This window comes from Alcanivorax quisquiliarum (assembly GCF_023051175.1).
GTDB lineage: Bacteria > Pseudomonadota > Gammaproteobacteria > Pseudomonadales > Alcanivoracaceae > Isoalcanivorax > Isoalcanivorax quisquiliarum.
Window position 1 is genome coordinate 20,584 of the sequence record NZ_JALKII010000006.1, and the last position, 20,024, is coordinate 40,607.

Sequence of the window (20,024 nt, forward strand, 5' to 3'; positions counted from 1 at the left end):
CTCAGCGCCCCTGCACACGCTTGGCGCGTGCCAGCAGCCACAGACCCGCCAACAATAACAGCAGCCCGCTCAGGCACCATGTCAGGTCGTACCAGAACAGATCGACGCCATAACGCACCTGATGCAGCCGCAACAGCTTATGCACCACTATGCCGTCGAACAGTTGAAAAGCACCGGCTCCCGACAACAGGCCCGACCATGCCGCGCGCCCGTGCAGCGCATGTCGGCGCGCCAGCGCCAGCAACATGCAGCCGCCGCCAGCGATTGCCATGAGCTCCAGCGCGTGCAACAGGCCGTCCGCCAGCAACCCGAGCGCTGGCGTGCCCCGGTCGTAGAAATGATGCCACTGCAATATCTGGTGGAACACGATTTCATCGACCGCCGCCATCATGCCGGCACCGACCAGCGCCGCAGCACGCCAGCTTGGCGTAAGCACTTTCCGGCCTGAATATGTCACCGGCCTGTTGCTGTTCATCGCTGACTCCCGATGCCATCCATTGCTCTTCGAGGCAGCAGCGCAGGCATGGTTCGCGGCGCGGTTGCTTTTCGCGTGCCAGCGCACGGGCGGGCAACACTGTCGCCGCGGCAAACAAACTTCGCTGCTGATCGCTGCTATCAGCATCACATAAGCAAGCCGCTCGCCTGAACCGTCTTCCTCCTCTCCCAGTCCATCTGATAACCGGCGCGCTGCCGGCCTTCCTATTTCCGCGCCTGACCGGAGGCCACATGGACACCATTACCAATCTACTGGATGCAAAAGGAACGCCGCTTGATCGGCAGCGATTCACCTGGCGGGAAATGAGCAACGCACCGATCAGCAAGCTCGATGACGATGCCTTCACACGCGTGCGGGTGATCCTCATGAACGGCATCGAAACCGATGCCCTGCGCCTTAAACATATCGGCGCGCGCATGTTCGGTGAATTGCGCGAGCCGCTGGCACAGGTGCGGCGCGTGGAGCAGCATCAGCAGACCCAGATCAACTGGCTGCTGTCGGCGGATCACTCGCCGCTGGAAACCACACTGGCCTACGAACAGGTCGCGATCGAAGTTACCGCTGCGGTAGCCCAGAACGAACCTGACCCCTATCAGGCGCAAACTTATCGCTTTGGCTTGCTGGAAGATTTCGATCACCTGTACCGTTACGCCGCCATGCTGGATCGGCTGGAAGGCAAGGACGCCAACAATATCCTGCAGGGCTACACCGATATCATCCCGGCCCGCCCCACCGCCGATCACCACCGCCACCCCGATGACGATCTGCGCGAACACTACGACCGTAGCGATGCGGCGCTGATCACCAAGATTCACGCGGCCATGATTACCGCCGCGGAATACCAGACCCACGATTACTACATGAATATCGGGCCATTGTTTGCTGATCCGCTAGCGCGCGCCCTGTATGCCGAGATCGCCTCGGTGGAAGAGCAGCATGTCACCCAGTACGGCTCCTTGATGGACCCGAACGAAAGCTTTCTGGAGAAATGGCTGATCCACGAAGTGATGGAAGCCTACAACTATCTGAGCTGCGTGGAACAGGAAGACAACCCGCGTATCCGTGCCATCTGGGAGCGCTTTCTCGACTACGAGCTCGGCCATATGAACCTGGTCATGGAGCTGTTCAAGAAGCACGAACGGCGTGATCCGGCAGAAGTGCTCGCCGGGCCGATGCCGCGGCTGATGAAACTGAAGAGCCAGCGCGACTTCATTCGCAAAGTGATTTCCGAAGAGGTGGACCTGCGAGCGCTCGGCATCAACTTCGTGCCGCGTGAGGATGAAGGCCAGCTCACTCTCGATTACCGCCAGCATCTGCACTCGCAAGGCATTCCCGCCGATATTGTTTCCGCCGGCTATAGCTGGCACCCCGGCACCGAGTTGAACCGACCGGCACCGTAACAGCCCGAAGCTTTTTTTCAGGAGGACGACACATGGACAAGCCCGCCCACACAGGCATGAACCGCACCGGTGCGCAAATGTCGCCGCTGCACACGCCAGAGCAAAAAGCCGCGGCCGAACAGGTGCGGCCCACCGTACCCGGCTCTGCCCGGCAGCTGGCCGAAGCACGGCAGGAGGCAGTTGCCAGCGCCGAGCCGGTCGGCTCGGTGCCGATTCCCGGCTCGATCAAAGGTGCTGTCAAAACCGTAGCGCAGAAAATATCTGGCCATAACCCGGCCATACTGATCGACAAGTTGGGCGAACGGCTGGCATTCGAGCGTACCGGCGTGCGGCTTTACGATGCCATGATCGCCAAGGCACAGGCGCTTGGCGAACCCCAGGACAAGCTCGATCGTCTGCAACATTTTCGGGATGAAGAAGCCGAACATATGGAGCGCGTCAAAGAGGCGATGGAATCGCTTGGCGCCGACCCGACAGCGCAAACACCCTCCGCCGACGTGGCTGGTGTCAGCGGCCTCGGTGTGCTCCAGGTGATTACCGATCCTCGCACCAATATGGCGCAATCGCTGGATGCTTTATTGACCGCAGAACTGACCGACAATGCCGCCTGGGACCTGCTTATCGATCTCGCCCGTGAAGCCGGCCAAAGCGACATGGTGCCTTCCTTCGAGCAGGCACTGCGCCAGGAGCAGGATCACCTCGGCACGTTACGCATCTGGTTGCGCGAAGCACTCGGCGTGAAAAATTCGTGACGCAGCGCACTCGACACTGGCAGCACTGGCGGCTCGTCAACGATGATAGCCGTCAGTGCCCACCTTGCCGCGAAATACCCAATAAGCGTAACCGGAATAAGTCAGGATGATCGGCAGCAGTATCACTGCGCCGACCAGCATGAAGATCAGGCTTTCAGGCGGCGCCGCTGCCTCGTGAAGCGTCAGGCTGCCCGGCACGATCTCGGGAAACATGCTGACGCCCAACCCCGCCATGCCCAGCGCAAACAGAATGATGGTGAGCACGAACGGCTGCCAGTCTGCGCCACGGCGCAATGCCAGCCACAGCAGCAACGCCACCACAGTGACGGCCAGCGGTACCTGCGCCGTATATAACACTCGTGGCCAGTCAAACCAGCGATGCATGTACTCCAGCGACAAAAGCGGCGTGGCCAGGCTCACCAGCACCAGCGCACCCAGCGTCAGCCACGCCGCACGCCGGGCCAGCGCACGCACCCGCTCGCGCAAGGCGCCCTCCGTTTTCATGATCAGCCAGGTGGCACCCAGCAGCGCGTAACCCGCCACCAGGCTCACCCCGGTAAGCAGGCTGAATGGCGTCAGCCAATCCCACCAGCCGCCTGCATAAGCTCGGCCCTCCACGGTGATGCCTTGCAGCAAGGCGCCCAGCGTAATGCCTTGTGCCAGCGCCGCTACCACAGAGCCCAGCGTGAACGACAGATCCCAGGCCGGCCGGTGGGCCGGATCGCGCCAGCGAAACTCGAACGCCACACCTCGAAATATCAGCGCCAGCAACATGGCAATGATGGGTGCATACAACGCCGGCAAAATCACCGCATAAGCCAGCGGAAAGGCGGCCATCAAGCCGCCACCACCAAACACCAGCCAGGTTTCATTGCCATCCCATAACGGCGCCACCGAGTTCATCGCCCGGTCGCGCTGCTCGCCCGGTTTCAGCAGCGGATAGAGAATACCGATACCGAGATCAAAGCCATCCAGCACCACATAGGCGAACACCGCAAAAGCGATCAACGCGCCCCAGATTACCGGCAGGCTACTCATGGCGTGGCTCCTTCCGGCCAAACATCCGAGCCGGATCAATGGCGGCTGCCGGCGTGGTCCCGGCCGTGCGGATCGGCGTGCCTTCGTCGTCATCTTGCGCGCCCACCAGCGGCAGCTTGCGCAACATGCGAAACAGATACATGCCGCCGATACCGAACACCAGGCAGTACACCAGCACAAACATCGTCAGCGACACCCACAATGCCGGAGCTCCCAAAGGCGACACCGAATCCGCCGTGCGCAGCAGGCCGTATACAGTATACGGCTGCCGCCCGACTTCTGTTGTCACCCAGCCGGCAATCACCGCCACCACCCCCGCTGGCCCCATCGCCAGCGCAAACCGGTGCAACGGGCGAGTGTCATACAGCCGCTTGCGTAGCCGTGCATACAGGCCGCAGGCGCCCAACAGCAACATCAGAACCCCCAGGCCCACCATGATCCGAAAACTCCAGAACACAATCGCCACCGGCGGCCACTCTTCCCGTGGCACGGTTTCCAGACCCTCCAGTGGTGCGTTCCAGTCATGCTGCAATATCAGCGAGGAACCACCGGGAATCGCCAGCCCGTAACGGATTTCGGCAGCGCTCTGATCCGGCCAGCCGACCACATAAAACGGCGCACCATCCGGGTAACTGTCGAAATGCCCCTCCATCGCCATCACCTTCGCCGGCTGATGCTCAAGCGTGTTCAGGCCGTGAAAATCGCCCACCAGAATCTGTATCGGTGCTGTCACGATGACCATGCCCATGGCCATGGAAAACATCAGCCGGGCACGCGGTTCGGTATTGTCACGCAGCAGATGCCAGGCGCCGGTGGCGCCCACCAGCAAGGCCGTGGTCAGGTAGGCCGCCAGCACCGTATGCCCGAGCCGAAACGGCAGTGAAGGATTGAAGATGATCTGCCACCAGCTTTCCGGCACAAACTGCCCGGCTTCGTTGATGCCGAACCCCGCTGGCGTATGCATCCAGGAATTGGCGGCGATAATCCAGAATGCGGAAAGCACCGTGCCCACCGCCACTGCCAGCGTGGCGAAGCAATGCAAGCCACGGCCGATGCGATCCATACCGAACAGCATCAACCCGAGAAACCCCGCCTCCAGAAAAAAGGCCGTCAGCACTTCGTAAGCCATCAGCGGTCCGAGCACCGGCCCGACACGATCGGCATACACCGACCAGTTGGTGCCGAACTGATACGTCAGCACAATGCCGGACACCACGCCCATGGCAAACATTAGCGCAAACGGTTTGAGCCAGAAGCGGAACACCTGCAGATAAATATCCTGGCGACGCCACAACCAGAGTATTTCCAGCACCGCCAGATAGCTGGCCAGCCCGATCGTCAGCGCCGGGAAAACAAAATGGAACGATACCGTGAACGCAAACTGGATTCGCGCCAGTAGCAACGCATCCCACACTTCCATGGCGCGTCAGCGGCCACGCAGGGCATTGACCAGCTGCTGCTTGGTCATGCGGCTGCGCCCGGAAATCTGCCGCTCCCGCGCCAGGTTATAAAGCTCGTCGCGGCTACGGTCATCCAATGGCGTATTGGGATTGCCGGTGCCCTGGGTTTTTCGGTTGGGCGTTTCGCCTTCCTGCCGCCGCTGCTTGTTGACGGTGCGTGCCGCGATCTCTTTCGCCTTGGCTGGCGAGCGGCCGCGCTCGCGATAGCTTTCACGCACATGTTCATACATGCGTTCACGCTTGTTGCTGCCCTTGCTACTGGCGGACGATCCCGTGCGGGGCATGGCTCGGCTCCTTGTCCAGAGAGTGTGTCGAGAATGCATAGAGAATGCGCAAAGAGTGTTCTCGCTGCGACCGGCGAGTGCCGCTCCGGTTCCAGCCCGGCGTGCTTGCTGTGCAGCGCTCTGCCAAAAGCACGCCGGATCACCGGCAAAACCGTAATCCGCGTGTGCCGAAATGAAAGTGATCGGCGTGCGGTGCGTTGTAATCCGGGCCCAGCACGGTGCCGAAATAACCACAGGCGCGCTGATGCGCCTCGCGGAGAAAACGCGCCGCGTCCCGTTGGTGCCCGTCCCATCCTTCCAGCACCGTAATACGCCGACCGTCCGCCAGCCTGAAGGCAGCAACATCCAGCGCACTGGCGGTGGCATGTTCACTGCGCCGGGCATCCGTGCGGTGATAAATATTACGGCAGGAAAAACTGCCAAAGTGCTCCACCATCCGGATCGGCTGCCCGAAGCGACGCTGCGCCAGCGGCTGCAAGGCATGGCGCTCGTACATCAGCCACGCCACCACCAACGGGCAGCGGGCGGTAAAGGGGGTATTGAACGTCACGCTGCTGCCGCGCAAGCGCACCACGTTGGTCAGCGGGCACTCGGCCACGGGCGTGTAATCCTCCAGCGGCAGATAATCCAGCTCTGCCGCTGGCACCGCCGCCAGCACCGCCTGGCAGCGTGCCGCCGGCGCACTTTTCAGCCGCGTCAGTTTCCAGCGCGTCACAGGCGTCATCGGGTGCGCCACCGACAGCGGCGCCCAAGGGCTCCACTGCGGCGGCAGCAGCCGCCAGGGCCGGGCAGCGATCAGCACCGCCAACGTCAGCACCACCAGCAATAACACCAGCGCCCGGCCCTGCCGGTTTGCCACGGCGTTGCGTCGTGTCTTCATGCCGCTCCCTTTGCCAAATACCTGTACTCAAGTCGATCCGATTTGCCCCACGCCATTACACAAGCCGCCCTGTAACACCAGCAACGGTTCCACAGCGAGGGCTCGTTCGCTTACCCGCAACAATCTGTAAAAGCGCAGCCCCGCTGTGGCATAGCGCACAGAGCAATAAGCCAGCGCGCGTTGCATCGAAGCTCCCGGCTGCGACGATAAAACTCCACGGCCCATGCGGCCACACACCACCCAGGCAAGGAGGGCCTCCCATGCGCCGCCGTCGCCTCGGCCTGATTATTTTTGCCACGCTCGCGGCAGCTCTGGTATTGCTGCACCTGCTTTTACCATTGCTGATTCGTGATTATCTCAACCGGCAATTTGCCGATATGGGCGCCTACCGTGGGCATATCGAGGATGTGGATCTGGCACTGTGGCGGGGCGCCTACCGCATCAACGGCCTGATGGTGGAACGCACCGACACCGAGATGCCGGTGCCGTTCCTTGATGCGCCGCAGATTCTGCTGGCGGTGAGCTGGCGAGCGCTGTGGCGCGGTGCTGTTGTCGCCAGAGTGCAGTTTCGTTCGCCGTCGCTGAATTTCGTCGACGGCGGCGATAGCGCACAGGGCCAGGCCGGCGAAGGCGTGGATTGGCGCGTGCGGCTGGAGCAGCTGGTGCCGATTCGCATTGACGAACTCAGTGTGCGCGATGGCCAGGTTCACTTTCGTAATTTTCACAGCGAACCGCCGGTGGATGTTTATCTCACTCAACTTGATATGGACATCCTCAACCTGCGCAACACTCGCGATGCCGATGGCACACGCGTCGCCACCGTGGAAGCCACCGGCCTGTTGCAGGATCAAGCCCCCACCGAAGCGCTGGCGCAGCTTGATCCGTTCGGCGAGTTAAACGATTTCGACCTTCAGCTGCGCATTACCGACCTCTCCCTCACAGCACTGAACGAGCTGGCCGGCGCTTACGGAAAATTCGACTTCGCCGGCGGCGAGGGGGATTTCGTGATGGAACTAAATGCGGATGAGGGGCGCCTCTCCGGCTATGCCAAACCACTGTTTCGCGACGTACGCGTGTTCGCTTGGGAACAGGATGTGACAACCGACGACAAACCGCTGATACGCGCCGGCTGGGAAGCGCTGGTGGATCTGGTGGCCACCGTGTTTCGCAACCAGCCGCAACGACAGTTCGCCACCCGCGTGCCCATCGAAGGCAGCCTGGAGCAAACCGAAACCAGCATCCTTCGCGCCATTGGCGGTGTGCTGCGCAATGCTTTCGTCGAAGCCTACCAGCCCTGGTTCGAGCAACAAACGGAGCGCGAATCGCAATAGTTGCCGTGGCGTTGCCGCCCGCCTAATCTGCTCTCTCATCGTGTCGGGGAAAGGCGCACAAAATGACAAGCGTGTGGCAGGTTCTGGCCGGGCTGGGCCTGTTCCTGCTGGGCATGGATTACATCGAGCGCGGCCTGAAAGGGCTCGGCAACGAGCTGCTGGTGCGCGTGCTGCGCCGCAGCACCGTCACGCCCTGGCGGGGGGTGCTGGTGGGCGCAAGCGCGACCGCACTGATGCAGAGCAGCACGCTGGTGGGCTTGCTGGTGCTGGCATTTGTCGGCGCGGGCGTGATGCCGATGCAAAACGCGCTGGGCGTGGTCGCGGGCAGCCACGTCGGCACCACCCTGACCGGCTGGCTGGTGGCCACACTGGGCTTCAAGCTTGATCTCACCACGCTGGCGTTGCCTTTGATCGGCATTGGCGGTTTCGTCACCGCATTATTGGCGCCGCAAGGGCGCATCGCGGCCGCCGCCCGGCTGCTGCTTGGTTTCGGCCTGTTGCTGTTCGGCCTTGGCTTCATGAAGACCGCCGTCGATGGCCTGGCCGAGCAGGTGGATATCAGCCTGTTCGATAATTACCCGGTGCAGATGTTTGCGCTGCTGGGCCTGCTGCTGGCCACGGTGCTGCAATCCAGCACCGCCACCATGATGATCAGTCTCTCGGCGCTGCATGGCGGTGTCATCACGCTGCCCATGGCTGCCGCGATCACCGCCGGTGCTCATATCGGCACCACCGGCACCATGGTACTGGGCGTGCTGCGCGGCGATGCCAGCAGCCGGCGCGTGGCGGCTTTCAATGTCATCTACAGCACCAGCACCGCACTGCTGGCGCTTTTTCTGCTGCTGCCCTGGCTGGCGCCGATGCAGGCACGGCTCGGCGTGACCGATCCGCTGTATATGCTGGTGGGGTTTCATACCACCTTCACGCTGCTCGGCGTGCTGCTGTTCTACCCCTTTATCGTGCGCGCCGCACCGCTGCTGGAGCGCTACGTCGGCGCCCGCCGCGATCAGCTGGGGCATTACATCAGCAAGGTGCCGCCGCTGGTGAGCGAGGCGGCCCAGACCGCGCTGGCCAGGGAAAGCCTGCACGCGCTGGGCCGCGCCCTGGATCTGGTGGTGCGCCCTTTTGGCGGCCAGGCCGGAGAAGCCCTGCGCCCCCCGCAGCCAGCGCGCCACCGGCTGGCCAGTCGGCCGGGGCATCTTGAAGATTATGCCGCGCTGAAAACCCTGGAAGGCGATATTCTCGATTTCGCCACGCGCATGCACACCGCGACCTTGAGCGAGGCGACCGTGGCACGCGACAACCGGCTCACCAATGCCGTGCGCGAGGCGGTGTATGCAGCAAAATCCATCAAGGATGTGCTCGGCAATCTGGAAGACATGCGCATCCGGCCCGCTACCCAGGGCTGGATCACTGATCTCGGTGGGCATGTACTGGCCACCGCCACCACTCTGGAAACGTTGCTGGTGGCTCACGTTGCCGGCGAGCAGGAAGATGCCCCCGGCGATGCCGCAAGCGGCGTGGCCACGCAGACCCTGGCACACCTGGCCAGCGCGCACGAGCAAGCCATTCATCAGGCTATGGCGCTGCCCGGCGGCTGGGGCGGCTACCTGCAATCCACGGCATTGAATGTGATCCGCGAAGTGGATCAAAGCATCGTCAGCTTGCTGCGCGCCGCCAGCCTGGTGCTCTCCGGTCAGGAAAGCAGCGACTGATCGCGGCATAATCAGCCGCCAGAGCGTGCGCCTGAGCGCGGCACTGCAACGCCATCAACACCGATCACGGGGGATTTTTCATGATGCCAGCAGAACACCTGGCCACACTCGCCGCCGGGGGATTTTTTCTCACCGGCCTGCTCACCGGCGTATGGAAGTACAGCCAGATTCACGGCAGCGCCGCAGGCGAAGCGCATCCCTATGTCAATATCGCCCACCGCACTGCGCTGCTTTACAGCTTTGCCTGCCTGTTGCTGGCGCACTTCGCCACGCTCAGCCAGCTTGATCCGGTGCTGGAGTTCTGGGCCGTGGCGGTGCAAGTGGTGTTTTTTGCCGCCGCTGTCGGCTCTTATGTGCTGCACGGCTGGCTGGCCGACACCGACAACCAGCTGCGCCGGCCGTTCAAGCTCGGCCGGTTTCATCTGCCCGGTTTCTTGATGGGTGGCTTTATGCTGGCGCTGATCGCCGGCGAGATCGGTGGCTTTCTGGTGCTGTTTTACGGCGTGATCATCGCACTGTGACCGCTGCTGCCGGCGCGGCACTGCGCAGGTTCGCATAACGGCCCTGCGTCACGCCGCGCCGGCGTACACCTGTCTAGCTCCGCGTGAGCGCCGTCTTGCTCAAGCGGCCGCCGTCACAAGCGGGATCACACTGGCGCTGGTAATAGCGGGCGCCATCGCGCTGGCGCTGGCCGCCTTGCGCGAGCTTTCCCGGATGTTCTGAGCCGGGCCATGCGCGCCGAGGCAAGTGCGGCCTCATTTCAGAAACGGCAACTGCACCCCCGCCAGCTTGTCCACCAGTCGCGGCGCCAGGCGCTTGGCGTAATACATGCCCCATGCCTCCGGGGATACCGGCTGCACCGCCACATTGCGGCGCACGGCGCGCAAGATCGCGGCAGCCACCTGCTCTGGCGTGTAATTGCGCTTTTTATAAAAAGCTTCCACCCGGCCCTGGCGGCCCTGCTCTCCCAGCGCGCCCTGCATCAAGGAGCTGGCCACGATGCCGGTATTGATAATGCCGGGGCAAATAGCGCTCACACCGATACCGTGCGCGGCCATATCACCGCGCAGCGATTCGGTGAAACCCTGCACGGCAAACTTGCTCGCCGCATAAATCGGCATCTCCGGCGCTGCCACAAACGCCGCCGCCGACGCAATGTTGATGACGTGCCCGCCCTTACCTCGGGCAACCATGGCGGGCAGGAACGCATGGCAGCCGTGCACCACACCCATCAGGTTGATATCCATGACTTTGCGCCACGCTTCAATAGTGGTATCCAGAAACCGCCCGCCGCTGCCGATGCCGGCGTTGTTCATCAGGATATCCAGCGCCTTGATCTCGTCGTGCACCTGAGCGGCCATCGCCTGCACCGCATCAACATCCGCCACATCGCATTGCAGCGCCCGCGCAACGCCGCCTTGCGCCTGGATCAGCGCCGCCGTATCGCGGGCCGCCTCCAGCCGGATATCCACCACCCACAACCGGGCGCCAGCCTGTGCAAACGCGAGTGCCGTCGCCCGGCCAATCCCGCTCCCGGCGCCGGTTATCAGGGTTTCTCGTGCCTTGAAATCCTTCACCTTGTCCACCAGCCCTCAATACCCCCAGTCCAGATCATCCAGCGTGACGGTCAAATCGCGCCTGGCCACGTTAACCCCCATGAAGGTATAGGAATCGCCATCCTCATCGACCAGCTTCACATCAAAGTAAGGTGAATCGTAGCCATTCAGGTTGACACGAAGCGTCTCGCCGTCGGGCAGGATATCGGCCCCGAGCACGTCTTCTTCCCACTCATCCGAAGACTGCGGGCTGACATAAATGTAATAGATCGCATAGCCGGTATTGTTGGTGATCTTGATATAATAATCCGCCGCCCAGCCAGGCAGGCACCACAAAAGGGCCGCCAGGGCCAACCATCCGCGCAAACGCATATCGCACCCTTCCTTTATCAGTTCCAGTTCTTGTCGGACTTCTCGCGTGAAGTGTACTCCGCAACGCCTCGGCAGGGAGCCTCCCAAACGTGGGTTGAAAAGTGGATTAATCATGGATGCCGCCCTGCGGTTGCAGCGCTGCATCCTGCTCAGGCTTGAGCGCCTGCAACACATGGCACGAAAGTACTTTCTTCAGGGCGCCGCCGGGCTGAAAATCCCCTTATACTTGGCTTTTTTCCGGGGCCGGCTCCTTCAGCAAGGCGGCGCAGCTGCCCGGCAAATGTCAAACCACCGGCTCACCCCGACTGACTCGCAAGGCTCGCTCATGACCGATACACCGCGCCCCGCCATACGCTCACCCCTGACCACCCGCGTTGCCAGCATCGGCTTTTTTCTTGGCCCGATATTGCTGCTGACATTTCTACTGGTGCCGCCGCCCGGTGAGCTGGCGCGCGACACCTGGGTGACGCTGGGCCTGCTGTTGATGATGGCCTGCTGGTGGGCAACAGAAGCCATCCCGCTGCCAGTCACCTCGCTACTGCCACTGGCGCTGATCCCGTTGCTGGGGCTGGGCACCATCAGCAGCGCGGCCGCCCCTTACGCCAACCATGTAATTTTTCTGTTCATGGGCGGCTTCATGCTGGGGCTGGCCATGCAGCGCTGGCAGCTGCACCGCCGCATCGCCTTGCTCACGCTGCTTGCGGTGGGCAACCAGCCGCGCAATCAGATCGGCGGTTTCATGCTGGCCACCGGGCTGATCGGCATGTGGGTCAGCAATACCGCCACTGCGGTGATGATGCTGCCCATTGCGCTCTCGGTGGTGTCACTTCTGGGCAACGGCACCGACCCCGCCGAGCAGCCGGCACGGCAACGTTTCGCCACCAAGTTGCTGCTGGGCATCGCTTACGCCGCCAGCATCGGCGGCATCACCACGTTGATCGCAACGCCGGCCAACGCCATGCTGGCCGCCTATCTGTTCGAGCATCACGATATCCAGATCGGCTTTGTGCAATGGATGAGCATCGGCATGCCCGTTGCCGCCGGCATGATGCTGTTCACCTGGTGGTGGCTCACTCGCGGCGGCTTCGATTTCCCGGTTCAGGACAGCCGCGCACTGCTGCGCCGCGAGCTGCTGGCGCTGGGCCCGATGTCGGCCGGCGAAAAACGAATCAGCCTGGTGTTTGTCACCGTGGCCCTGGCCTGGGTGCTGCGGCCGTTGCTGGCGCGCTACCTGCCGGGGCTGACCGATGCCGGCATTGCCATGATCATGGCCATCGCCCTGTTTCTCATACCGGCAAACTGGAAGGAACGCGTGTTTCTGATGGATTGGGAGGCCACGGCGAAACTGCCCTGGGGGGTGCTGCTGTTGTTCGGCGGCGGCCTGTCTCTGGCGGGCGTGATCACTTCCTCGGGGCTTGCGCAGTGGATCGCCGGCAGCCTGGGCGGCCTCGGCGCGCTGCCAGTCATCCTGATGATCGGGCTGGTGGTGCTGGTCATCAACCTGTTCACCGAAGTGACCTCCAACACCGCCACGGCAGCCGCCTTTCTGCCACTCATGGGAGCCCTTGCCGTGGCTCAGGGCCTGCCACCGGAGCTGCTTGCGGTGCCGGTCGCCATCGCCGCCAGTTGCTCGTTCATCATGCCCGTCGCCACGCCGCCCAATGCACTGGTGTTCGGTACCGGCCATGTTGCGCTCCCGGCAATGATGCGTGCCGGCCTGGCGCTGAATATTTTCGGCGTCATCCTGATCACTGTGCTGAGTTACCTTATTGTCGGCCTGCTCTGGCGCTACTGAGCAGCCCGCACGCTTGAAGCAGCGCAGCAAAACAGGCACGCTCGCTGCTTCATTATCTCGCACGGTGCCGGCGCCATGCTTTCCGACAAGTTGCCCGATCAGGGCCTGACCATTTTCAGCCACATGACACAACTGGCGCAGCAAACCGGCGCCATCAATCTGTCGCAAGGCTTCCCGGATTTTGCACCACCGGCGGCGTTGCTGGAGGCCGCTGCCCGGCACCTGCGCGACGGCAATAATCAATACGCGCCAATGGCCGGCATCGAGCCGCTACGCCAGCAAGTGGCCCTGAAAATCGCCCAGCGTTACCAGCGCACGCTTGATCACGATACCGAGCTCACCATCGTACCCGGCGCTACCGAAGCGATCTTCTGCGCTATTCAAACGCTGGTGCATCCCGGTGACGAAGTCATCCTGCTCGACCCGAGCTACGACAGCTATGCGCCCTCGGTGCAGCTTGCCGGGGGCCGCTGCGTGCACGTGCCGCTGCAACAGCCAGGCTTCACCATCGACTGGCAACGCCTCACCGATGCCTTCACGGTGCGCACGCGAATGCTGATCATCAACTCGCCACATAATCCCAGCGGCGCCCTGTTTACCCGCGATGATCTCGATCAGCTTGCCACCCTGCTGCGCGGCAAAAATGTCTGGCTGCTATCCGATGAGGTCTACGAGCATCTGGTTTATGACGGCCGGCAACACGCCAGCGTGCTAGCACACGATGAGCTTTACCAGCGAGCGCTGGTGATCAGCTCGTTCGGCAAAACCTATCATGTGACCGGCTGGAAGACAGGCTACGTTGCCGCGCCGCCGACGCTGACCGCCGCACTGCGCAAAGTGCATCAATATGTGAGCTTCTGCGGTGTAACACCGATCCAGCATGCGCTGGCGGAATTCATGGCCAGCCATCCTCAGCATCTGGAGGAATTACCCGGCTTTTATCAAGCAAGGCGAGATTTTTTCTGCCGCCTGCTGGGCAGTTCGAAGTTTCATTTCACCCCCACTCCGGGTACCTATTTCCAACTGGCGGACTACAGTGCCATTCGTGCCGATCTGGACGATGTGGCCATGGTCGAATGGCTGGCGCATGAAGCCGGCGTAGCTGCCATTCCGATTTCTGTTTTTTACCGTGACCCCCCACCCGGCCTGCGCCTGGTGCGCTTCTGCTTTGCCAAGCAGGAAAGCACCTTGCAACAGGCCGCCGAGAGGCTGTGTGCATTATGAAAGATTTGACCGTGGCGCTGGTGCAAAGCGCGCTGCACTGGGAAGACCGTGACGCCAACCTGCAGGATTTCGATGCGCTGCTACCTGCCGGCCAGGGTGCCGATGTGGTGATTCTGCCGGAGATGTTCACCACCGGATTTTCCATGACGCCGGAACGCTTTGCAGAGCCGCCCAACGGCCCCACCACCGACTGGATGCTCGGCCACGCGCGACAACTGGATGCTGCCATCACCGGCAGCGTCATTGTGCGCAAGGACGACGGTCAGTTCGTCAATCGGCTTTACTGGGCACAGCCCGACGGCACCTTGTTGCACTACGACAAGCGCCATCTGTTTCGCATGGTGGGCGAGCACGAACACTATGCCGCCGGGCAAGAACCGCTGGCGCTGACGTTTCGTGGCTGGCGCATCCGGCCGCTGATCTGTTACGACCTGCGTTTCCCCGCCTGGAGCCGCGCCACCGATACCGATCTGCTGCTCTATGTTGCAAACTGGCCGACGCCACGACGGCTGCACTGGTTACGCCTGCTGGCCGCACGCGGCATCGAAAACCTGTGCTATTGCGCCGGCGTCAATCGCATCGGCGACGATGGCCGCGGCGCGCCACACCCCGGTGACTCTGCTGTGTTCGATTTCAACGGTGAAGCACTGCTGGATGCAGGCGAGGAAGACGGCGTGTTTCATACCACACTGTCGGCCAGCGAGCTCAACAGCTACCGTGAGCGCTTCCCCGCCTGGCGCGACGCCGACCAGTTCACCATCGCGCCCTGAGCGACACAGCGCGATACTTGCTCGGCTTGCTCGCCGCCCCGGCTCTGATCCGGGGCGGCGCTCTTCTGGTGTGGCTTTTCCTGTAACGTGGTTGTGGCTCCTGCCGTAACTAATGACGGAACTTGTTGCACCACCGCTGGCGCCCTTCACGCCGCACACCATGTGCCCTGAAATATTTTTCACACCGAGCGCAAATTCGTTTTGACTCCAGCCCCCTGCTGCGCAAGGCTTGAAGGGCTGGCCGCCGCGCCTACACCAGCGAACACCTGCAATTGCTGCACCAGCCGGTGGCCGAATAACCATCGCGCCGCGCACCGCCGCTTCATGCGGGCGCGGCGCCGTCCTACCACAGCGGGGCGGCCGGGAGCATCCCGCCGTCACCGCCATGCCAGCGAAAGTTTCTGCCGTGATGACACAGCGATGGGTTTGGTTATTGCGGCCAAGCGGCGGTGGCGGAGGCGGTGGCGCGCAGGATGCGCGGAAGAAAATACAGTTTCAGGCAGAAGACAGGCCAAGGGGCGCCTGATCAGAGAGAATCGGATTAGAGCGCTTGCCACTCCAGCCCCATTATCTTTTCAACCCTACCTTGATCTTCCCCGGCAAACGTAACAGCAATTGGGAGCGCTCGAACAGCACCACCACGACCAGCGATACGGCAAAGGGGATCAGCAAATAAAACAGCCGGAACACCAGCAGCGCGGCAATCACATCCGCCGGATCAACATCCGGCAGCGCCAGCAGGAACAGCACCTCAAGCACGCCGAGCCCACCCGGTGCATGAGATAGCAGCGCCGCCGTAAACGACGCCAGAAAAATACCGAGCACGATCAGGAAACCCGGATTGCTGCTGGCCGGCAAGGCAAAATAAATAATGGCTGCTGCACCGATCAATTCCAGCGGTGCGATCAGCAGCTGCCTTGCCACGATCGGCAAGCGCGGGTACTGGATCTCGAAGTTCCGCACCCGCATGGGCCGGAAACCCAGCCAGCTGCACAACACATATAGCGCCACCAGCACCAGCAGCAACGCACCCAGGCTTACCGGCATCCACAGCGGCATGTCTTCGAAAAAGCGCGTGAACAGCTCCGGCTCGATCAGCAGTAGCAGGCCGCCGAGAACCATAGTGCCCAAAGCAAAGGTGAACGAACAGAATGCCACCAGCACGCCGATCTCCGCCGCGCCCAGCCCGCGAGAACTGTAGGCGCGATAGCGTACAATCGCGCCGGAGACGACCGAGGCACCGATATTGTGTGCCAACGCATAAGTGGTGAACGAGCACAGCACGATAAAGCGCCAGGGTACCGCTTTGCGCAAATGCATCAGCGCCAGCCGGTCGTAACCTGCCAGCGCTACATACGCCGCCACAGTCGCCGCTGCCGCCAACAGCCAGCGATGCAAGGGGATCGCTTCGATGCTGCGCAGCACATCCTCCAGCGAGATGTCACGCAGCTGGTGAATAAGCAGCCAGGCCGAGAAAGCCACGGCGGCGAGCCCGATCACGGGCCATACATAGTCTTTGTTGAATCTGATCATGCCGGGTCCCTGTTACTGCCGGGCCTGCCGGCGCCCCGACATGCCCGCTCTGGAATCGGCGGGGCCAGCTGCCCTGTTGACCGCCCGTGCAACACCCTGCACACAGCAGAGGCAGGCAGGCGCGGAATCAGAATAGCCCGCGTTGTGCTCGGCGGGGCAGACCACCGAAGGTGTGCAGGTTAGGGCTTTATCCGCCTCGATGCCAGCGCGGATTGATGGCGCTGGCACTGCAATAACGTTGCGCACAATCGTGCGCTCCCGGCCCGCTCGGCTTGCCTGGGGCGGCGGCACATCAGGCAAGGGCGCGCCGCGCATCATAATCGTGTCGGCCAGCCCGCCTGATGTGCTAGGTTAGCGGCTGGGAACGAGCCGGCCAGCCCCACTCACGAGGGCGGCGGCCTGTGGTGCATAGCCGCGCAGCGAACCGCAAGCACATCTGCAACACGCCCGCGCCGGCATGCATAGAAGTAAAAAAACCAGAGCCACATTCAACCAACCTCAACCGATACGAGCCGGCGCATGGATCACCGCGAGGGCCACGGTCACGCCAGCGGCGCGCAGCAACCGCCCGGCGCGGCAGGGCATGACGATATCGGTCGCCGCGATAGCGGCGCGCCGCTCAGCCGCGCCACGGCAAGGCACCGCCTCAGCACACGTCTGCTGTGGGCGCTGCTTTGGGCACTGGTGACGCTGGCCGCCAGCGCGCCGTTCTGGCTGCGCCTGCCGCCCCCTGCGGCGGCCGTCGCCGAGCAGGCTCAGCGCGTGGAAGCCGATGGCCGTGTCACGTTGCTCGGCCTGCCCCACTTGCGCCCCACGCCCGGTGGCTGGACACACTACCGCCTGCATTTTGCCGAGCTGCCGCCACAGCGGCCGCTGTATCTGTATGTGCCCATGCTCAGCCAGCGGGCCGTTATCGAAGCCGGCGGCTATCGGCTGGCGGACTCCGAAACCCGCGTATTGATGTCGGGGCAGTCAAGCGGCGCGACCATGCTGGTGCCGCTGCCCTCGGCGCTGCTGGCCGAGGGCCGGCTGACGGTGGATATGCACCTGCTGACGCCGCCTATCTTGCATGGCTTTCTATCGCCGGTTTATCTGGGCGGCGCCACCGAGCTGGCGCCGCATTACCGCCTGAAAGTGTTCTTGCTGGAATACCTGCGCCTGATGGTGCCCGCCGGGCAATTGCTGATTGCGATAGCGGTGCTCGGTGTTTGGCTGTATCGCCCAAGAGAGCCGCTGTTCAGCTGGCTGGCGCTGCTGCTGCCGCTGTCGCTGCTCAACTACGCCGGGCTGCTGGGTGATCTGATCCCGCAACTGGAACACTGGCTGCCGTATTTGTTCATGGTCAGCATGGGCGCCGGCCCGGCACTGGCTGTGGTAACGCTGCTGATCCACGATCTGGCGCCGCCGCGCTGGCTCAAGGCCAGTGTGGTGGCGCTGCCTGCCCTGACGCTGGCACTGGCCGCCGCCGGTGTTCCCACGCAATGGCTGGTGATCGGCGTGAGCCTGCCGGTGGGCCTGCTGGGCCTGCTCGCCAGCCTGCTGATCAGCAGCTGGGGTGCATTAAAAGGCCACAGTGATGCGCGGCTGTTGCTGGTGCCGCTGTTGCTCGCCGTCAGCGCCGCCGTGCACGACATCATGGTGCTTGCCGGCTGGATGGAAGGCCCGGTGCTGCTGTCCATCTATTACCGGCCTTTGCTGATGATCGGTATCGCACTGATCCTGATGCGGCGGCTGGCCCTGAGCTTGCGCCAGCTGGACAACGTCAACAGCTACCTGACCCGGCGCCTGGCGCAACGTGAAGCCGAGCTGGCGCGGCTGCACGAAGAAGAACAGCGCGACGCGGTGCGCCTGGTGCGCAGCGAAGAACGACAGCGGCTGACGGTGGATCTGCACGACGGCCTCAGCGGCTACCTGGCCTCGATCATCGCCATGGCGGAGCGCGATCAGACCACTCATATCGAGCGCACTGCACGGGAGGCGCTGGATGATCTGCGCGTGGTGATCCTGTCGCTGGACGTGTGTGAAGGCGAGCTGGGCATGGCGCTGGGTGGATTTCGTGAGCGCATCGAGCGGCAGTTGAAGCGGCTGGGTATCGAGCTTGCGTGGTCGACCTCGCAGCTCCCCGACATCAGCGGCGTCACGCCATCACAGGCACTGAACCTGCTGCGCATTCTGCAAGAGGCGATCACCAACGCAGTCAAACACGGCCATGCCCGCCGCATTGTGGTGCACGGCATGGTCGGGCCGGACGGGCGAGCGCTGCTCAGTGTCGAAAACGACGGCATTCCGTTCCCGCCCGTGCCACCCCGTGGCGGCACCGGCCTGAACAACATGCGCCGCCGTATCCGCCAGCTCAATGGCGAGATTCTGATCGAGCCGCTGCCCAGCGGCACCCGGCTGACCATCATCCTGCCCACGCAGCTGCCCGCCTCCGGCGAAGCCGGCAGCCGCGCTCAGGGCAGCGTGATCTGAGGCAGCTCAGGGCGTTGCCAGCAGGTGCTTGATCAGCGCCTCGGCCACGGCAGAAAGGTGCCGGGCGCGGCGATGCACCAGGCACCAGGAGCGTCGCAGAGGAAATCCCTCCACGGGTAATGCAGCCAGATGCCCCGCCGCCAGCGCACGCCGGCAGGCATCCTCCGGTAGCACCGCCACGCCCAGGCCGGCCGCCACCGCTCCCTTCAATGCTTCCAGCGAACCGAACTGATGCCGCTCGCCCAGCCGGATGCCCTGCGCCTGGCAATGCTCCTCCAGAATGCCCCGCGTGCCGGAACCCGGCTCCCGCACCAGCAGCGGCTGCTCGGCCAGCGCCACCAGACTGAGCGGCGGGCCATGGCGCAATGGATTGTCCGGCGCGCACACCGCCAGCAAGTGGTTGTCGCGAAACGGAATAAAGCGCAGGCTGCGATCCTCCGGCACGCGGCCCATCACTACCAGCTCATGGCGATTTTCCAACAGCCCCTTGAGCACCTGATCGTGATTCATCACCTGCATATCTGCCGTCACGGCCGGGTGTTGGCGGCAAAACGCAGCCAGCTCCGCCGGCAGGAAATACTGCGCACTACTCTCCACCGCCAGCGACAGCGCACCACTTATCACACCGCGCAATTCCGCCAGCTCCATCTCAAGGTGGCCAAGCCGTTGCAGCAGCTCCTGCCCGGCCCGGCGCAGCGCCTGCCCGGCCGGGGTGAGATAAAGCTGTTTGCCGAGATAGTCGAACAGCGGCTCGCCCACCAGCTCTTCCAGGTTGCGCACCTGCGCACTGACGGCCGGCTGGGTGAGCGCCAACTCCTCCGCTGCCCGCGAGTGGCTCTCGTGCCGGCAGATGGCGAGAAAGATCTGGATCTGGCGCAGCGTGAGGCGGCGGAGATGGGACGGTTCCATAGACAGCACCGGGCCTGGCGGCCAATCATAACCAATT

At 63.0% G+C, this 20,024-nt stretch carries 18 protein-coding genes; 9 read left to right on the forward strand and 9 right to left on the reverse strand.

Features of this window, described 5'->3' with window-relative positions; genetic code table 11:
- Position 1 precedes the first annotated feature (1 nt).
- A complete protein-coding gene (locus MU846_RS09695; RefSeq protein ID WP_246952146.1) occupies positions 2-475 on the reverse strand; it encodes a DUF2243 domain-containing protein in 474 nt (157 codons plus the stop codon).
- Between the two features lie 251 nt (positions 476-726).
- Here MU846_RS09695 and MU846_RS09700 point away from each other — a divergent pair, with 251 nt between their 5' ends.
- Together MU846_RS09700 and MU846_RS09705 are read left to right on the forward strand one after the other, a co-directional pair.
- On the forward strand, positions 727-1,896 hold the full coding sequence (locus tag MU846_RS09700; protein WP_246952148.1) for a hypothetical protein: 1,170 nt from the start codon (positions 727-729) through the stop codon (positions 1,894-1,896).
- 32 nt (positions 1,897-1,928) lie between these two features.
- Positions 1,929-2,648 (forward strand): DUF892 family protein, encoded by a 720-nt coding sequence (locus MU846_RS09705; RefSeq protein ID WP_246952150.1) that lies wholly within the window; start codon positions 1,929-1,931, stop codon positions 2,646-2,648.
- 36 nt (positions 2,649-2,684) lie between these two features.
- Here the strand turns inward: MU846_RS09705 and cydB are convergent, their stop codons facing one another.
- From cydB to MU846_RS09725, 4 genes are all read right to left on the reverse strand, one after another.
- Positions 2,685-3,686: a cytochrome d ubiquinol oxidase subunit II gene (gene cydB / locus MU846_RS09710; RefSeq protein WP_246952152.1), complete on the reverse strand. Its 1,002-nt coding sequence runs from the start codon at positions 3,684-3,686 to the stop codon at positions 2,685-2,687.
- The gene (locus MU846_RS09715) at positions 3,679-5,106 is read right to left on the reverse strand and encodes a cytochrome ubiquinol oxidase subunit I (RefSeq protein WP_246952154.1); all 1,428 of its coding nucleotides are present in this window, start codon (positions 5,104-5,106) and stop codon (positions 3,679-3,681) included. Before MU846_RS09715 ends, cydB begins: the two co-directional genes overlap by 8 nt.
- Before the next feature lie 6 nt (positions 5,107-5,112).
- The gene (locus MU846_RS09720) at positions 5,113-5,430 is read right to left on the reverse strand and encodes a Rho termination factor N-terminal domain-containing protein (protein ID WP_246952155.1); all 318 of its coding nucleotides are present in this window, start codon (positions 5,428-5,430) and stop codon (positions 5,113-5,115) included.
- Between the two features lie 139 nt (positions 5,431-5,569).
- Entirely contained in the window at positions 5,570-6,310 is a 741-nt protein-coding gene (locus tag MU846_RS09725) for an extensin-like domain-containing protein (RefSeq protein ID WP_246952157.1), read from the reverse strand.
- A gap of 260 nt (positions 6,311-6,570) precedes the next feature.
- On the opposite strand from MU846_RS09725, the gene MU846_RS09730 reads away from it, so the two are divergent.
- From MU846_RS09730 to MU846_RS09740, 3 genes are all read left to right on the forward strand, one after another.
- A complete protein-coding gene (locus tag MU846_RS09730; protein WP_246952159.1) occupies positions 6,571-7,641 on the forward strand; it encodes a DUF748 domain-containing protein in 1,071 nt (356 codons plus the stop codon).
- A gap of 62 nt (positions 7,642-7,703) precedes the next feature.
- Positions 7,704-9,356, forward strand: coding sequence for a Na/Pi cotransporter family protein (locus MU846_RS09735; RefSeq protein WP_246952161.1), 1,653 nt, complete (start codon positions 7,704-7,706; stop codon positions 9,354-9,356).
- A gap of 80 nt (positions 9,357-9,436) precedes the next feature.
- Entirely contained in the window at positions 9,437-9,877 is a 441-nt protein-coding gene (locus tag MU846_RS09740) for a hypothetical protein (RefSeq protein ID WP_246952163.1), read from the forward strand.
- Positions 9,878-10,111: 234 nt separating this feature from the next.
- On the opposite strand, the gene MU846_RS09745 is transcribed toward MU846_RS09740, so the two are convergent.
- Together MU846_RS09745 and MU846_RS09750 are read right to left on the reverse strand one after the other, a co-directional pair.
- Positions 10,112-10,942, reverse strand: coding sequence for an SDR family NAD(P)-dependent oxidoreductase (locus MU846_RS09745; protein WP_246952164.1), 831 nt, complete (start codon positions 10,940-10,942; stop codon positions 10,112-10,114).
- A gap of 6 nt (positions 10,943-10,948) precedes the next feature.
- Entirely contained in the window at positions 10,949-11,284 is a 336-nt protein-coding gene (locus tag MU846_RS09750; protein ID WP_246952166.1) for a hypothetical protein, read from the reverse strand.
- Between the two features lie 325 nt (positions 11,285-11,609).
- Between MU846_RS09750 and MU846_RS09755 the strand changes: the two genes are divergently transcribed.
- From MU846_RS09755 to MU846_RS09765, 3 genes are all read left to right on the forward strand, one after another.
- Positions 11,610-13,079 (forward strand): SLC13 family permease, encoded by a 1,470-nt coding sequence (locus MU846_RS09755; RefSeq protein WP_246952168.1) that lies wholly within the window; start codon positions 11,610-11,612, stop codon positions 13,077-13,079.
- A gap of 75 nt (positions 13,080-13,154) precedes the next feature.
- Positions 13,155-14,303, forward strand: a complete 1,149-nt coding sequence (locus tag MU846_RS09760) for a pyridoxal phosphate-dependent aminotransferase (protein ID WP_246952170.1) — start codon at positions 13,155-13,157, stop codon at positions 14,301-14,303.
- Complete coding sequence (locus tag MU846_RS09765; RefSeq protein ID WP_246952172.1) at positions 14,300-15,073, forward strand: amidohydrolase; 774 nt, start codon at positions 14,300-14,302, stop codon at positions 15,071-15,073. Before MU846_RS09760 ends, MU846_RS09765 begins: the two co-directional genes overlap by 4 nt.
- 567 nt (positions 15,074-15,640) lie before the next feature.
- On the opposite strand, the gene MU846_RS09770 is transcribed toward MU846_RS09765, so the two are convergent.
- The gene (locus MU846_RS09770; protein WP_246952175.1) at positions 15,641-16,606 is read right to left on the reverse strand and encodes a lysylphosphatidylglycerol synthase domain-containing protein; all 966 of its coding nucleotides are present in this window, start codon (positions 16,604-16,606) and stop codon (positions 15,641-15,643) included.
- A 519-nt stretch (positions 16,607-17,125) separates the two neighbouring features.
- Between MU846_RS09770 and MU846_RS09775 the strand changes: the two genes are divergently transcribed.
- Entirely contained in the window at positions 17,126-19,078 is a 1,953-nt protein-coding gene (locus MU846_RS09775) for a sensor histidine kinase (protein ID WP_246952177.1), read from the forward strand.
- 6 nt (positions 19,079-19,084) lie between these two features.
- On the opposite strand, the gene MU846_RS09780 is transcribed toward MU846_RS09775, so the two are convergent.
- Positions 19,085-19,987, reverse strand: coding sequence for a LysR family transcriptional regulator (locus MU846_RS09780; RefSeq protein ID WP_246952179.1), 903 nt, complete (start codon positions 19,985-19,987; stop codon positions 19,085-19,087).
- Between the last annotated feature and the right edge of the window lie 37 nt (positions 19,988-20,024).